At 51.8% G+C, this 13,640-nt stretch carries 13 protein-coding genes; 2 read left to right on the top strand and 11 right to left on the bottom strand.

The window, feature by feature from the left end:
* Nucleotides 1-4: 4 nt before the first annotated feature.
* From EG028_RS13310 to EG028_RS13290, 5 genes are all read right to left on the bottom strand, one after another.
* Nucleotides 5-1,090, bottom strand: a complete 1,086-nt coding sequence (locus EG028_RS13310; protein WP_120516680.1) for a chorismate mutase — start codon at nt 1,088-1,090, stop codon at nt 5-7.
* A gap of 37 nt (nt 1,091-1,127) precedes the next feature.
* A complete protein-coding gene (locus EG028_RS13305) occupies nt 1,128-1,970 on the bottom strand; it encodes a prephenate dehydrogenase (RefSeq protein ID WP_120516681.1) in 843 nt (280 codons plus the stop codon).
* Complete coding sequence (locus EG028_RS13300) at nt 1,967-3,151, bottom strand: pyridoxal phosphate-dependent aminotransferase (protein WP_120516682.1); 1,185 nt, start codon at nt 3,149-3,151, stop codon at nt 1,967-1,969. The genes EG028_RS13305 and EG028_RS13300 overlap by 4 nt, the downstream gene beginning before the upstream one ends.
* Nucleotides 3,152-3,171: 20 nt before the next feature.
* On the bottom strand, nt 3,172-3,999 hold the full coding sequence (locus EG028_RS13295) for a prephenate dehydratase (RefSeq protein ID WP_120516683.1): 828 nt from the start codon (nt 3,997-3,999) through the stop codon (nt 3,172-3,174).
* A 645-nt stretch (nt 4,000-4,644) separates the two neighbouring features.
* Nucleotides 4,645-4,851: a hypothetical protein gene (locus EG028_RS13290; RefSeq protein WP_120516684.1), complete on the bottom strand. Its 207-nt coding sequence runs from the start codon at nt 4,849-4,851 to the stop codon at nt 4,645-4,647.
* Nucleotides 4,852-4,984: 133 nt separating this feature from the next.
* On the opposite strand from EG028_RS13290, the gene EG028_RS13285 reads away from it, so the two are divergent.
* The gene (locus EG028_RS13285; protein WP_120516685.1) at nt 4,985-5,551 is read left to right on the top strand and encodes an RNA polymerase sigma factor; all 567 of its coding nucleotides are present in this window, start codon (nt 4,985-4,987) and stop codon (nt 5,549-5,551) included.
* 20 nt (nt 5,552-5,571) lie between these two features.
* Nucleotides 5,572-6,648, top strand: a complete 1,077-nt coding sequence (locus tag EG028_RS13280; RefSeq protein ID WP_120516686.1) for a trypsin-like peptidase domain-containing protein — start codon at nt 5,572-5,574, stop codon at nt 6,646-6,648.
* Between the two features lie 84 nt (nt 6,649-6,732).
* On the opposite strand, the gene EG028_RS13275 is transcribed toward EG028_RS13280, so the two are convergent.
* The 6 genes from EG028_RS13275 to EG028_RS13250 all read right to left on the bottom strand — a co-directional run bounded on the left by EG028_RS13275 (nt 6,733) and on the right by EG028_RS13250 (nt 13,506).
* Nucleotides 6,733-7,506 carry a peptidase associated/transthyretin-like domain-containing protein gene (locus EG028_RS13275; protein WP_120516687.1) on the bottom strand — a complete coding sequence of 258 codons (774 nt, stop codon included), beginning with the start codon at nt 7,504-7,506 and terminating at the stop codon, nt 6,733-6,735.
* Nucleotides 7,507-7,614: 108 nt separating this feature from the next.
* Nucleotides 7,615-7,800 carry a CsbD family protein gene (locus EG028_RS13270; RefSeq protein ID WP_120516688.1) on the bottom strand — a complete coding sequence of 62 codons (186 nt, stop codon included), beginning with the start codon at nt 7,798-7,800 and terminating at the stop codon, nt 7,615-7,617.
* A 96-nt stretch (nt 7,801-7,896) separates the two neighbouring features.
* Complete coding sequence (locus EG028_RS13265) at nt 7,897-8,826, bottom strand: aldose 1-epimerase (protein WP_162946465.1); 930 nt, start codon at nt 8,824-8,826, stop codon at nt 7,897-7,899.
* Nucleotides 8,827-8,995: 169 nt separating this feature from the next.
* On the bottom strand, nt 8,996-10,324 hold the full coding sequence (xylA, locus tag EG028_RS13260) for a xylose isomerase (protein WP_120516690.1): 1,329 nt from the start codon (nt 10,322-10,324) through the stop codon (nt 8,996-8,998).
* 11 nt (nt 10,325-10,335) lie between these two features.
* On the bottom strand, nt 10,336-11,823 hold the full coding sequence (locus EG028_RS13255; RefSeq protein WP_120516691.1) for a xylulokinase: 1,488 nt from the start codon (nt 11,821-11,823) through the stop codon (nt 10,336-10,338).
* A gap of 42 nt (nt 11,824-11,865) precedes the next feature.
* Nucleotides 11,866-13,506 (bottom strand): sodium/sugar symporter, encoded by a 1,641-nt coding sequence (locus EG028_RS13250; RefSeq protein WP_120516692.1) that lies wholly within the window; start codon nt 13,504-13,506, stop codon nt 11,866-11,868.
* Nucleotides 13,507-13,640 lie beyond the last annotated feature (134 nt).

The raw sequence follows: 13,640 nt of genomic DNA, 5'->3' as shown, positions 1-13,640 counted from the left end.
GGGCTTAGTCGTTCATCACTTTGTTCTGGCGGTTGATGGATTCCAGGTGCACCGCATCAAAATATTTCAGGATGAAATCTTTGGTGAGGCCCAGCTTTTCGCCGGCGCGGATGCCGCGGTCCAGTATCTCGTTCCAGCGGTTAGTCTGCAGGATCGTGATGTTGTTGTCTTTTTTATACTGCCCGATCTTTTCAGCGATCTTCATACGGTTGCCCAGCAGCAGCAGAATTTCATCATCGATGCCGTTGATCTGGTTACGCAGTTTTTCCAGCGCGGTATTGAAGTCTTTCTGATCGGTACGTTCGTGCCTCCAGGTGATATTGTCCAGCATTTCGCCGAATTTCTCGGGAGTGATCTGCTGTTTGGCATCGCTCCATGCATTGTCCGGGTCCACGTGCGTTTCCAGCATGAGGCCGTCGTAATCCAGGTCGATAGCTTCCTGCGCTACTGCCTGCAGGATGTCGCGGCGGCCGCTGATGTGGCTCGGGTCGCAGATCATGGGCAGTTCAGGATGGCGGCGTTTCAGCTCGATGGCCAGGTGCCACATGGGAGCGTTGCGGTATTCGGTATTACCGTAGCTGGAGAAGCCGCGATGGATCAGGCCGATCTTTTCGATACCTGCTTTGGCGATACGCTCAACGGCGCCGATCCAAAGTTCCAGGTCCGGGTTGATCGGGTTTTTGATCAGCACGGGGATCTTCACGCCTTTCAGCGCATCGGCTACGTCCTGTACGGAGAACGGGTTCACGGTAGTGCGTGCACCGATCCACAGGATGTCCACACCAAAGTGCAGCGCGTCTTCCACCTGTTTGGCGGTAGCTACTTCCACGGTAGTGGGCATACCGGTCAGTTCTCTGGCTTTCTGCAGCCAGGGCAGGCCTTTTGCACCAATCCCCTCAAAAGAACCGGGGCGGGTGCGGGGCTTCCAGATACCGGCGCGGAGCACATCCACTTTACCTGTTTTTGCGAGCGCCAATGCGGTGGCAAGTGTTTGCTCTTCAGTTTCGGCAGAGCAGGGGCCGGAAATGATCAGCGGCTTTTTGTCTGAAGCCGGATCGGCGAATTTTGTTTTTGCTAAGATCTGTTCCATTGTTATCGTGACGTGTTAAGAGTTTACAAATGAATTTTTATTTCAGGATCTTCCTGATCTTATTGCTTTTCTGGATGAGTTTGTAGAAGGTGTCATAATCTTCGGCCTGCAGCAGTTGTTTCATCTGCTGCAGCTGGTTGATATGTTCCTCCAGTACATCCAGTACATTGTTCCGGTTATGTTTAAAGATCGGCACCCACATGTCCGGCGAACTTTTGGCAAGCCTTACGGTAGATTCAAAACCACCGCTGGCCAGTTCAAAGATGCGGCCCTGCTCCTTTTCTTTCTTCAGCACCGTCAATGCCAGCGCGAAGGAAGTGATGTGGGAGATGTGGCTCACATAAGCGGTGTGCAGGTCATGCTCCTCCGCGTTCATGTACACGATGCGCATGCTCAGTTTGTCCACCATCATTTCCACCAGTTCCAGCGCATCTTCGTCGCTGTTCTTTACATCACAGAGCACCATCGTTTTTTGTGCGAACAGGTTGCGCACGGCGGCTTCAGGCCCGGAGTACTCGGTGCCGGCCATCGGGTGGGCGGCTACGAAGCGTCCTCTCTTGGGATGACCGGCAACGAGTTGCAGCAACTTTTGTTTGGTGGAGCCTACGTCCATGACCACATGATGCGGCTTCACTTTGTCAAGAATCGACGTGAGCGTTTGCAGCAGCGCATCCACGGGGATGGCCAGTACAATAAGCTGACTGCGTTCCAGCGCATCTTCCAGCGTGGAGCCTTCGTCTATTATTTTCAGTTCCTGCGCTTTCGCCAGGTTTTCCGTATTGTAATCCACACCAATGATCCAGTTGGCTACCCCTTTTTCCTTGAGGCTGAGTGCCAGGGAGCCGCCTATCAGGCCTACTCCTACTACGGCTGCTATCATATGGCGGCGGTTTGAGGTTGAACAATCGTTTTCCTCACCCGCTCTATCGCTTCGGCGAACACCTGTTCGTCGCGGCAAAGGCTTACGCGGATGTATTGCTGCCCGTTGGCACCGAAGATGCCTCCGGGCGTGATAAACACCTGCGCTTTCTGCAATACCGCGTCGCTCACGGCATAACCGTCAGCATATCCCGCGGGTATCTTCGCCCATACGAACATGCCTACCTGGTTCTGATCAAATTCAGCGCCCAGCAGGTTCAGCAGCTCAAATACTTTTTTGCGGCGGCCGGCATAAATGGTGTTCAGTTGTGCGTACCATTCGGGGCCTAGCTCCAGTGCCGCTACCGCGGCCATCTGCACAGGCTGGAACATGCCCGAGTCCATATTGCTCTTAAAGCGCAGGATGTCGTTCAGGAATTCCGCCTTGCCCACGAGCATGCCTACACGCCACCCGGCCATGTTGCCGCTTTTGCTGAGGGAATTCAGTTCCAGCGCCACTTCCCTTGCGCCCGGCGTAGCCATGAGGCTGGCGGGGTTGTCGTTCAGGATGAAGCTGTAGGGGTTATCATGACAAAGGAGGATATTATGCCTGGTTGCAAAAGCCACCAGTTTTTCGAAAGTTCCTTTTTTAGCCTCAGCGCCGGTGGGCATATGCGGGTAGTTCACCCACATGAGCTTTACTTTGGAGAGGTCGCGTTTTTCCAGCGCGTCCAGGTCCGGCTGCCATTCGTTGGCGGCGTCCAGCGCGTAGGTTACCGGCGTGGCGCCCGAGAGCTGCACGGCGGAGCGGTATGTGGGGTAACCCGGGTCCGGGATGAGCGCTTCGTCGCCTTCCTGGAGAAAGGTCATGCAGATATGCATGATGCCTTCTTTGGAGCCGATGAGCGGCAGCACTTCGGTGTCCGGGTTCAGCGTTACATTGTAGTAGCGGCCATACCAGCCGGCAATGGCCTGCCTGAGGGCGGGAATGCCTTTGTAGCCCTGGTAGGCGTGCGTGTTAGGTTTCGCGGCATGTTCGTTGAGCGCTGCGGTTACAGAGGGGTGCGGGGGAAGGTCCGGGCTGCCTATGCCCAGGTTGATCACGTTTGCGCCCGCTTTGTTCATATCATCTATCTCACGGAGTTTCCGCGAAAAGTAATATTCTTCGGTGTGTTGTAATCGTTTGGCTACGGATGGTTGCATTTGGTTTATGATTTCAGGTATCAGGTATGCGTATTGCCTTTTTTGTAAATGCCCAGCACGGTAAGATGCTCCGTAAGCGGTGTGATCTTTTTCAGCGCCTGCTGGAAATGATCCAGGGATTCAAATTCCATGTCCGCATGGAAGTAATAATGCCACTCTTTCGCCGGGATCGGAAAGCTCTGGATCTTGCTGAGGTTGATGCCTTCGGCTGCTATCCGGGTAAGCACCTTTGCCAGGCTTCCGCTCTCGTTGGAAGTTTGGAAATATACGGAAGATTTGTTTGCATCCGCGGGCGGCTGTACGCCATTTTTGGAAATGGCGAGAAAGCGGGTGTAATTGTTCTTGGCCGTATGAATGTTCCGGGCGATGATATCGAGCTCATAGATCTCCGCTGCAAGGTCTCCCGCAATAGCTGCGGTGGTTTTCAGCTTCTTCTGGCGCACATGTTTCGCACTGAGCGCGGTATCTTCCGTTTCCACCAGTTTGATCTGCGGGTATTTGGCCAGGAAGTCCATGCATTGCAGGAGCGCCATAGGATGGCTGTGCACCTCTTTGATGTCTTCGATGGACTGGCCGGGCATTACCATCAGTTGCTGGTTGATCTGGAGGTAGATCTCGCCGATCACGTGCAGTCCTGAGTTTTTCAGCAGGCTGTAGTTTGGCAGGATGCTGCCGGCGATAGAATTTTCGATGGCCATCATGCCGGCATCAGCGTTTTCGGCATTTTTCACTTTCCTGACCAGTTCGGGGAACGAGGCACAGGCTTCAATTTCGGCTTGTTTCCCGAAGTAGTTCCTTGCGGCGATCTGGTGAAAACATCCTTCAAATCCTTGTATGGCAATACGCATGAGCTGTGAATATGAATAACTGAGTCAATAAAAAAGGGTCCCCTTTTGAGCGGGACCCTTCATTTGTTCGTTTGTGATAAACTGTTGTTACAAGAGAGTCCCGCTTTCCTTCTGGTAAAAGAAAAAGTAAAAGAAATACAGGCTAAAGCTCTTTTGTGACATATAATTTGTTGATCGGATTTCATGTTAATAAGAAAGGCCCCCTTTTCCAGGAGGCCCGTTATATTTTTAAGCATTTTCAGCAAAAACGAACCTCCTATTCCTGGTACCAGAAAAAGTAAAAGCCGTAAAAGTAACCGAAAGTGCGTTGTTGCATTGTTGTTTGTTTGATAGAACAAAAGTAAGTCAGGATTCCAATTATTCAAAGAGGAGCATAAAAATATAAAAAAAATCAAACAAACTAGTCATTATCATAGATTTTATTCAAAAACGAAAGAAAAAAGGTGGAATATTGGCAGCAAAGGGGCTTATTGTGTGCTATAGCAAATAATTTCCGGAAAGAAATTTGATAGTAAGGAAACAGCATTGGACGGAGTTAATCCGTTTTAAATTGGAAGGAAAGCTGTGCCGGCTCCCGGAAGGGAATAAAAAAAGCCTTCCGTTTGCACGGAAGGCTCGGATTTAATATCCTTGCTTGCCTATTAATTAGTGTTTGGCAGAATCAACAGCAGGAGCAGTAGTTGAGTCTACAGGCAGAGCTGTAGTGTCAACGGGAACTACAGTGGTAGTATCAACACCAGAGTTGATAGTGCTGTCGAGAGCGGTAGAGTCGCCAGAGCCAGAAGTACCAGCATTGTTACAAGCTGCAACGAACAGACCGAGGGCGAGTGCTAAGAAACCAACTTTTTTCATTTTGAATGTTTTTAAGGTTTATTTGAAATGAGATTTATACTTTATTCCGGGAATACCGAAAAGGTAACCCGTGATTTAAAAAAAATATTTTTTCCTACTTTGGGTTACTAAAAGCCGCTAATTGTATTAATAAGTGAATAATCTTTTGCACATAGAACGGGATCAGGAATTACTGCACGGACTGGCCGCTAATGACGATAAGTCACTGGAAACGATCTATTTAGAGAATTTCCCGATGATCGCCAAAATGGTCATGCAGAACAACGGATCGGAGGACGATGCCAAAGACATCTTCCAGGAAGCGATGATTGTGCTGTATGAAAAGGTCCAGGAGGGGGGATTTGTGCTCAGTTCACGTTTAAAGACCTTCCTCTATGCCGTTTGCAGAAGGCTGTGGCTCAAGAAGTTACAAAGCTCTGCGCTGAACGGGCCCATTTTCGAGGAACTGGAGGAAACCACCGCCGCGGAAGATGCCCTGGAGGCACACCTGGAGCGGGACCAGCAGTTCAGGCAGATGGAAGAGGCCATGGGGAAGATCGGGGAGCCTTGTAAAACGATCCTTGAAGATTATTACATCCACCGGCAGAGTATGCAGGAAATAGCGGAAAGGTTTGGGTATACCAATGCCGAAAACGCCAAGAACCAGAAGTACAAATGCCTGATGAGACTGAAGAAATTATTCTTTGCACCATATAAATAATAGCCTGGGAGGCTGATGTGATGAACGATATACATTTAATACAGGAAATTGAGCGCTACCTTGACGGTGAGATGAGCGCCCCTGAAAAGGAGGCTTTCGAGTCCCTCCGCCGCAGGGATTCCGCCATAGACCGGCAGGTGACCGAGCACCGGCTGCTGTTGCAGCAGCTCAGGGCAAACGGTATGCGAAAAGACCTGCTCCGCCGCATGGAAGCCATCCATGCAAAAGCTGAGGTCCCTGTCATAACACCCGCCAAAACCCCGGTCGTGCAAATGCGCAACCGCCGTACCTGGCTGAATGTGGCCGCCGCAGCTTCCATCGCCCTGATCACTTCCCTGGCTACCATGGCCATTATGCAGAATAATGCCAAAAGATCCTACACATCTAAATATGAAGACGTCCGCCGGGTGCTGAACAACATCCAGCGCTCACAGAACGCCCTCATCCGTGATATCAACAGTAAAAACAATCCTCCCCTCAACCCCGGTACTTATGGCGGCACCTGCTTTGCCATCAGCCGGAACGGCTACATGGTCACCAATTACCACGTCATAGCCGGGGCGGATTCCATTTATATCCAGAACAATAAAGGAGAAGCCTTCAAAGCTGTCAGCATCTTCGAAGATGTATCCAGCGACCTTGCAGTGCTCCGTGTAGCGGATTCCGGGTTCCGGACCTCCCCGCTTCCTTATTCCCTGAAGCTGCATCCTTCCCGCCTTGGCCAGGAAGTGTTCAGCATGGGCTTCCCCAGGGATGAAATTGTTTTCGGCATGGGTTACATCAGCGCCCAGACCGGTTTTAACGGCGACACTCTGGCCTACCAGGTAAGCATCCCCGTGAATCCCGGCAACAGCGGCGCTCCCCTCCTGGACAACAGCGGGGAAGTGATCGGCATCATCACCGGCAAACAGTCCTCATCAGACGGTATTGCCTTCGCGGTGAAGTCCGGCCACCTGAAACGCCTGCTGGACGAATTGCCCAAAGAAAAATTCAATCGTAAAGACCTGAAACAGAAAAGCCAGCTGAACGGATTAAACCGTGTGGATCAGGCGAAGAAACTGGAAGAATTCGTGTACATGGTAAAAGTGTATAACTAAATCGCAGGTTAAAAATGAAAAATAAAAAGAAAAGGGCCGGAGTGATCCGGCCCTTTCTTTATTGATGGCAAATCATTTTCTTCTTTATTGCAGGTCATTTTCCTTCAGTACCACTTTCGGGTTTTCCTTCCACTGTTTTGCCCTTACGGATATCCAGACGATCAGGTCTTCGTTGGGAATCTTGCGGAGCAGGCCGTAGGAAGGCGTGTATACCCGCATGAACTGCAGCAGTGTATCCCCCGTGAAACCGGTTACCCGGCTTACAAAACTTTTGGAATACCTGTAATCAATATACTGCTGTACTTCATTTTCCTCGTACAGTTTTTTGAACTTCCGGAGGTCCTTCTGCTGTCTGGAACCGCGTGTGAAGGGGCTGAACGTGAGCCCGAAACCGCCGCTGCTGCGTTTGGTAGTATCTACGAGCGTATAATTTTTTTCCTCCAGGAAGGGCCTGAACTCTTCGTAACGGGCGATAGAATCCAGCTGGTAAGGGTTCCATTTGCCGGACACCTCTACCTGCGGCAGGAACCGCTCTTTCATCCGCAGGCGCACATTATACATCTGCGTGCCCGCCACATTGGTCACCACCACACTGTCCGACACATAACCGATGAACGAGATCACGATCTCATCCCCTTTGTCCGCGCCGATGCGATAATAGCCGCCCTGATCAGAGAATACCCTGGCCCCGGAAGCTTTATTGCGGATGGTAGCCGGGTAAAGCACCAATTGCCCGTCTGTACTGGTAATCTGCCCACGGAGGGTAACAGGGTTTTGCGATTGCGCCCGGGCCCCGGTGAACGCGCCTCCCGCAAGCAGGAGGGAAAGCATGGTAACGAATAACAGTCTGCTGGTCATGTATTTACTAACAATTGTGCCTGTGAATAGTTAATACACGAATGTAATATAAAAATCAATTCCCGGGAGTGCACTGTTCTCCCGGGAATTGTCGTTATACTTCTTTTTTTACAAGGACCGGATAAGTGTAATCACCTCATCCCTGGACTTGCCGAGCTTGATCTGGATTTGTCCGATCAGGCGGTCGTCTTTTCCCTGTTCATAGTACAGGTCCTTATCCGTCAGGTCATCAAACATTTGTTTCAGCTTGCCCTTAATCTCCGTCCATCGGTCCTTGATCATCAGGATGTCCATATCATGACATTTTAATTTGTGAAAAATGAGGGGTTATGATATGAAATCCAAAGTTTGTGCCAAACAGCCGTTGCAATTAAAAACAGGCCATGGTGGCTACTTTACACGAACAGCCGTGGTAAAAAGCATGCTCTCCCCCGCTTCCAGGGTTACCAGGCCCATACCGTTATTGAAGGCATTCGGGGCGCCGGTCAGGTTTTCGATGGCAATGCTGTTCCGGTGCGGCGGCGTGTACACCTGCAGTACGGGATAGGTCTGATCGGGGAAAAACTCGATCTGTACACCTTTTACCGGGTCTTTCAGGGTGCAGAGGGGCGCCTGCCGGTTGAAGTCCAGCAGGAAAGAATTGTCCAGGCTCACGCCATCCAGGCTTTTGCCCTGGCTGAAGCCGTCGAAGGGCAGCACTTTGCCGGTGGGGATGAGCTTTTCGTCGAACTCGACGATCTCTTTGGACCAGAATTGCAGTTCCAGCTGGTCCACCGGGGTGCCGGTGGTAAAATATGGATGCCAGCCGTCCATCAGCGGGATGGCTTCGGAATGCTGGTTCAGGATGGCGGTGGTTACCTGCAGCGTCTGATCCGGCAGCAGGCGGTATTGCACCTCACAGCTGTACGGGAACGGATACCCGGCGTCATTGCCCCCATAATGATGTTCCAGGGAAATTTCCGCGTAACTGTCGTTCACTTCTTCTTTGGTAATGGCAAACACCTGGTCGTACAGCAGGCCGTGGATGGGGGATTTTTGCATGGTGTAGCTTTTTCCCTGCCAGCTGAACTGTGCGTCTTTGATCCGGCAGGCAAAGGGGCTGAGCTTCACGCTTTTGAAACTGCCGGCAACACCGGCGTTGAGATCGTTTGCGTCCTTGTAACTATCTATTACATTCAGTTTCCCGACTCCGTTCGGCACAATGAATGCATGGAGGAGCGCCCCGTATGTGGGAATAATATGTATTTCCGCGCCTGCATCATCTTTCAGGGCAATAATGGAGAAACCGTTCTCCTCCAGGTGTTCTATACTAAATCCCATGCTGCTGTCAATTTGCGGTAAAATACAAAATGGCATCAAAAAGTCCATATGCAAAAAGGGCACCGCGGCAAATGCCACAGCGCCCTTCTTTGCGGGACAGCTTTTAAAGAGCCGCCCCTATTGTCCTGGATACGCCCATTCAGCCCGGTGGCTGATGCGGATATGCCGGTTAAATGTACTGGTTGATGATGTTCTCCAGCCATTCCTGCCTGCCGCTGGTCTGCTTCGGCTCACCGTTGGCGAGTGCAAACGCGCGGAGGTCTTCCAGCTGGAGTTTTCCATCCTCAAAGGCTTTACCCTGGCCGCTGTCGAAAGAAGCATAACGGTCCGTACGGAATTTGCGGTAGGGAGATTCCTGTAAGATCCTGTCTGCAACGATGGCTGCGCGGGCAAATGCGTCCATACCGCCGATGTGTGCGTGGAAGATGTCTTCCAGGTCGGTGGAGTTGCGGCGCGCTTTCGCGTCGAAGTTTACGCCGCCGCCTGCAAAGCCGCCGGACTCCAGGATCACCAACATTGTTTCCACGAGTTCGTTGAGGTTCATGGGGAACTGGTCCGTATCCCAGCCGTTCTGGTAATCGCCGCGGTTCGCGTCTATGCTGCCCAGCATACCGGCGTCCGCCGCTACCTGCAGCTCATGCTGGAAGGTGTGGCCAGCCAGTGTGGCATGGTTCACTTCGATGTTCAGTTTAAAATCCTTATCCAGCCCGTACTCACGCAGGAAACCGATCACGGTCGCGCTGTCGTAGTCGTACTGGTGTTTGGTGGGCTCACAGGGCTTCGGCTCGATGAAGAACGTGCCTTTGAAACCCTGCTTACGTGCGTAATCACGCGCCATGGTTAGGAAGCGGGCCAGGTGGTCCAGTTCTCTTTTCATGTTCGTATTCAGCAGGGTCATATAACCTTCGCGGCCGCCCCAGAATACATAGTTTTCTCCACCTAAAGCAATCGTCGCATCCAGCGCATTTTTGATCTGCGTACCGGCATGCGCCACTACCGCAAAATCAGGATTGGTGGAAGCGCCGTTCATATAACGCGGGTTGCTGAACACATTTGCGGTGCCCCAGAGGAGCTTCACGCCGCTGGCTTTTTGTTTTTCTTTTGCGTATTCAACGATCTGCTGAAGATGGCTTTCGTATTGTGAAAGACTGTTTCCTTCATCCACCAGGTCGATGTCGTGGAAACAATAATAAGGCACGCCCAGTTTGGTAATGAACTCAAACGCCGCGTCCATTTTGTCTTTCGCCTGCTGTACCGGATCGGAGGCCGTGAGCCAGGGGAATGCTTTTGTGCCCGGTCCGAAAGGATCGCCGCCGGTGCCGCAGAACGTGTGCCAGTAGGCAACCGCAAAGCGGAAAAGTTCTTTCAGCGGTTTGCCGTTGATCACCTTGGTTTCGTCGTACCATTTGTAGGCAAAAGGATTATCCGATTTTGCGCCTTCAAAGCTGATCTTCCCAACGCCGGGGAAATATGTTTTGTTTCCGGTAATGATATTCATGATCAAAAATTTTACAAAGTTGAGAGTATCTGGCCGAGACGGTTCTTCCAGCTTTCGTACGCTTCGCCATAAGCCCTGCTGGCACTGGCTTCCGGCTCAATTGCGGCAAGGCATTCCATCCCGATGAACGCTTCGGGGAAAGAGCGATACACGCCCGCGCCAACGCCCGCGCCTCTTGCCGCGCCCAGCGCCCCGTCTGTATTGTACAACTCGATGGTAACACCCGCTGTATTGGCAAATGCTTCCCTGAACAGCGGGCTGAGGAACATATTGGCTTTACCCGCTCTGACACGGCTGATCTGCAGGCCCATCTGCCGCATAATGTCCACGCCATATGTGAGCGCAAACACGATCCCTTCCTGGCCCGCACGCAGCAGGTGCTCTCGGTGATGCACGCCAAATTCAAGCCCTTCCATTCTTCCGCCCGGCTGACGGTTTGCCAGTATACGTTCCGCACCGTTGCCAAAAGGAAATATCTGCAGGCCTTCGGACCCGATAGGAGCTTTGGCTGCCAGTTCATTCATGTTTTCGTAAGAAAGTCCGCCTGTAATGCCACGCAGCCAGCTGTTGAGAATACCGGTGCCATTGAGACACATCAGTACACCGTTGCGTATCTCAGTATCCGTCTGGTTCACGTGCATAAAAGCGTTCACCCTGCTTTCCGCATCATAAGCGGCGGCATCATGCACGGCATATACAACTCCTGAAGTACCTGCTGTGGTAGCGGCTTCACCGGGTTGCAGCACATTAAGCGAAAAAGCATTGTTCGGCTGATCGCCTGCGCGGTAGGTAACGGGAATGCCCGCACGTAATCCAAGCAGTTCCGCCGCCTTTTCCGTTACATGGCCCTGCTCACCAAATGTGGGCACAACGGGCGATAACAGGCTACGGTCTATGCCATAATAATCGAGTAAACGTTGCGACACCTGCTGTTCGGCAAAGTCCCAGAAAATACCTTCGGACAGGCCGGAGAGCGTAGTCGCGGGCTGACCGGTAAGACGCATGCCGATAAAATCCCCGGGGAGCATGATATGCCTGATGCGGGCGTATAGTTCAGGCTCGTTGGCCTGTACCCACTTTAGTTTCGATGCTGTAAAATTCCCGGGAGAGTTGAGCAGGTGCGGGAGCGTGTAATCGCTGCCAAGGTCCTGCGCGGCTTTGTCACCGATGGCCACGGCGCGGCTATCGCACCAGATAATGGAAGGGCGCAGTGCCTGCTGGTTTTCATCCACACACACGAGGCCATGCATCTGGTAAGCGATACCGATACCTTTTACGGCGGCGGGATCAAACACATATTGTTCACGGAGCGCGCGGGTGGCTTTGATCACTTCCTGCCACCACATTTCAGGGTCCTGCTCGGCCCAGCCGGAGCGGGGCACATTCATGACCAGCTCGCCGGCGGACCCGGTGGATGCAGCCAGGCAACGGCCTGTAGCGGCATCCAGCAGGGCAGCTTTTATAGAAGAAGACCCTATATCATAACCTATCAGAAACATAATACTGTAGTAATGCGTGGAGCTTTAAAAAAATTGTTTCTACTACCAGAACACGGTATACAATGCCGCCAGTATCCCACAGATGAGGATAGCGCCGATTGTAAATGCCGTATCCAGCCTGAACATCGAACCGTCGATCCTGAGGGCCTTCGGGTTGTCCTTGCTGCGTGGATCCAAAAGGCTGATCACAGCCATTACCGCCACGATGATCAGGAACACCCAGCCCATCCTGTTGATGAAGGGCAGCGCGGTGAACTGGAACTTAAGCCATACTGATAAAGGAATCGCCAGCGCAGCGCCTACCAGTGCGGCATTAGCGGTGGTGCGTTTCCAGAAGAAGCCGAGAATAAATATCGCGAACACGCCCGGAGATATAAACCCGGTGTATTCCTGTATAAACTGGAAGCCCTGGTCCAGGCTCTTGAGCGCGGGTGCCACGATAGCCGCAATGATGCAGGCAACGATGATCGCGATACGGCCAACCTTTACCTGGTCCTGCTCGGACGCTTCTTTTTTGAAGAAGTGTTTGTAAATATCCAGCGTGAAAATTGTTGCGATACTGTTTGCCTTACCAGCCAGCGAAGCCACGATGGCAGCGGTGAGCGCCGCAAAGGACAAGCCTTTCAGACCGGCGGGCAGCAGGTTCAGCAGGATGGGATAAGCATGGTCAGGTTTTACCACTTTCACACCGTCTACCATTCCCTGCATCTCTTCCTGGAACATACCGTTCTTCCACAGCACATATGTTGCGATACCGGGCAACACTACAATGATAGGCATCAGCAGCTTCAGGAAACCGGCGAATAGCAGGCCTTTGCGTGCTGTTTTCAGATCGGCGCCCAGTGCCCGCTGTGTGATGTATTGGTTACAGCCCCAGTAGTTCAGGTTCACGATCCACATACCGCCGATCAGCACTGCAAGACCGGGCAGCTCCATGTAGTTGGGATTGCTTTTGTCGAATATCATATGGAAATGTTCCGGCGCTTTCTGCCTCAATAGTCCAAGGCCATCCATCATCCCGTTGATGGAATAGGAATCGCCGCCGTTGCCCACGTTCTGAGACACAAGGTTCAGTGCGAGGTACGTGGTGGCAAGGCCGCCGAGGATCAGGAAAAACACCTGGATCACATCCGTAAAACCGATCACTTTCATACCGCCCAGTGTGATGATCACCGCAAAGACAGCCAGCCCGATCATACACGCCGTAAAGCTGAAGCCCGAGATCGTGGACACCGCGAGGGCGCCGAGATAGAGAATGGACGTAAGGTTCACGAATACATACAGCAGCAGCCAGAATACCGCCATCACCGTGCTCACCCTCGAATCATACCGTTGCAACAGGAACTGCGGCATCGTGTAGATCTTGTTTTTCAGGTAGATCGGGAGGAAGAAAATAGCCACTACCAGCAAGGTTGCCGCCGCCATCCACTCGTAGGTGCTGATGGCAAGGCCCATTTTAAAACCGGAGCCGCTCATCCCGATGAACTGTTCCGCGGAAATGTTTGAAGCGATCAGCGATGCGCCGATGGCCCACCAGGTAAGGGATCCTTCTGCCAGAAAAAAGTCTTTGGTATCGGCGAGGGCTTTCTTTTTACGGTTATAAATGTAATAACCATAGCCCGCCACGATCACGAAGTAAATGGCGAAGACAAAGTAATCCAGATTCAGAAGCTTATGTTCCATTTTGTATCAGAATAACGTGAAAATTCAATAGCGTGTCAAGATAACAAACTATTTTTAATTGTTAAATCTACAGTTAAAAATATTGGAATAAAAAAGAACGGAAGGGGAACGACCTGCTCCCCTCCCGTTTCAAT

This window comes from Chitinophaga barathri, assembly GCF_003807585.1.
GTDB classification, from domain to species: domain Bacteria; phylum Bacteroidota; class Bacteroidia; order Chitinophagales; family Chitinophagaceae; genus Chitinophaga; species Chitinophaga barathri.
This window is presented reverse-complemented; position numbering and strand designations above follow the sequence as displayed.

Excerpts from the sequence above, each read along its gene's own strand:
- EG028_RS13290 (WP_120516684.1), bottom strand. The coding sequence starts at position 4,851 with ATGAAAAAAGTTGGTTTCTTAGCACTCGCCCTCGGTCTGTTCGTTGCA.
- EG028_RS13265 (WP_162946465.1), bottom strand. The coding sequence starts at position 8,826 with ATGGGATTTAGTATAGAACACCTGGAGGAGAACGGTTTCTCCATTATT.
- EG028_RS13270 (WP_120516688.1), bottom strand. The coding sequence starts at position 7,800 with ATGGACATCCTGATGATCAAGGACCGATGGACGGAGATTAAGGGCAAG.
- EG028_RS13295 (WP_120516683.1), bottom strand. The coding sequence starts at position 3,999 with ATGCGTATTGCCATACAAGGATTTGAAGGATGTTTTCACCAGATCGCC.
- EG028_RS13310 (WP_120516680.1), bottom strand. The coding sequence starts at position 1,090 with ATGGAACAGATCTTAGCAAAAACAAAATTCGCCGATCCGGCTTCAGAC.
- EG028_RS13250 (WP_120516692.1), bottom strand. The coding sequence starts at position 13,506 with ATGGAACATAAGCTTCTGAATCTGGATTACTTTGTCTTCGCCATTTAC.
- EG028_RS13255 (WP_120516691.1), bottom strand. The coding sequence starts at position 11,823 with ATGTTTCTGATAGGTTATGATATAGGGTCTTCTTCTATAAAAGCTGCC.
- EG028_RS13280 (WP_120516686.1), top strand. The coding sequence starts at position 5,572 with ATGAACGATATACATTTAATACAGGAAATTGAGCGCTACCTTGACGGT.
- EG028_RS13305 (WP_120516681.1), bottom strand. The coding sequence starts at position 1,970 with ATGATAGCAGCCGTAGTAGGAGTAGGCCTGATAGGCGGCTCCCTGGCA.
- EG028_RS13275 (WP_120516687.1), bottom strand. The coding sequence starts at position 7,506 with ATGACCAGCAGACTGTTATTCGTTACCATGCTTTCCCTCCTGCTTGCG.
- xylA (WP_120516690.1), bottom strand. The coding sequence starts at position 10,324 with ATGAATATCATTACCGGAAACAAAACATATTTCCCCGGCGTTGGGAAG.
- EG028_RS13300 (WP_120516682.1), bottom strand. The coding sequence starts at position 3,151 with ATGCAACCATCCGTAGCCAAACGATTACAACACACCGAAGAATATTAC.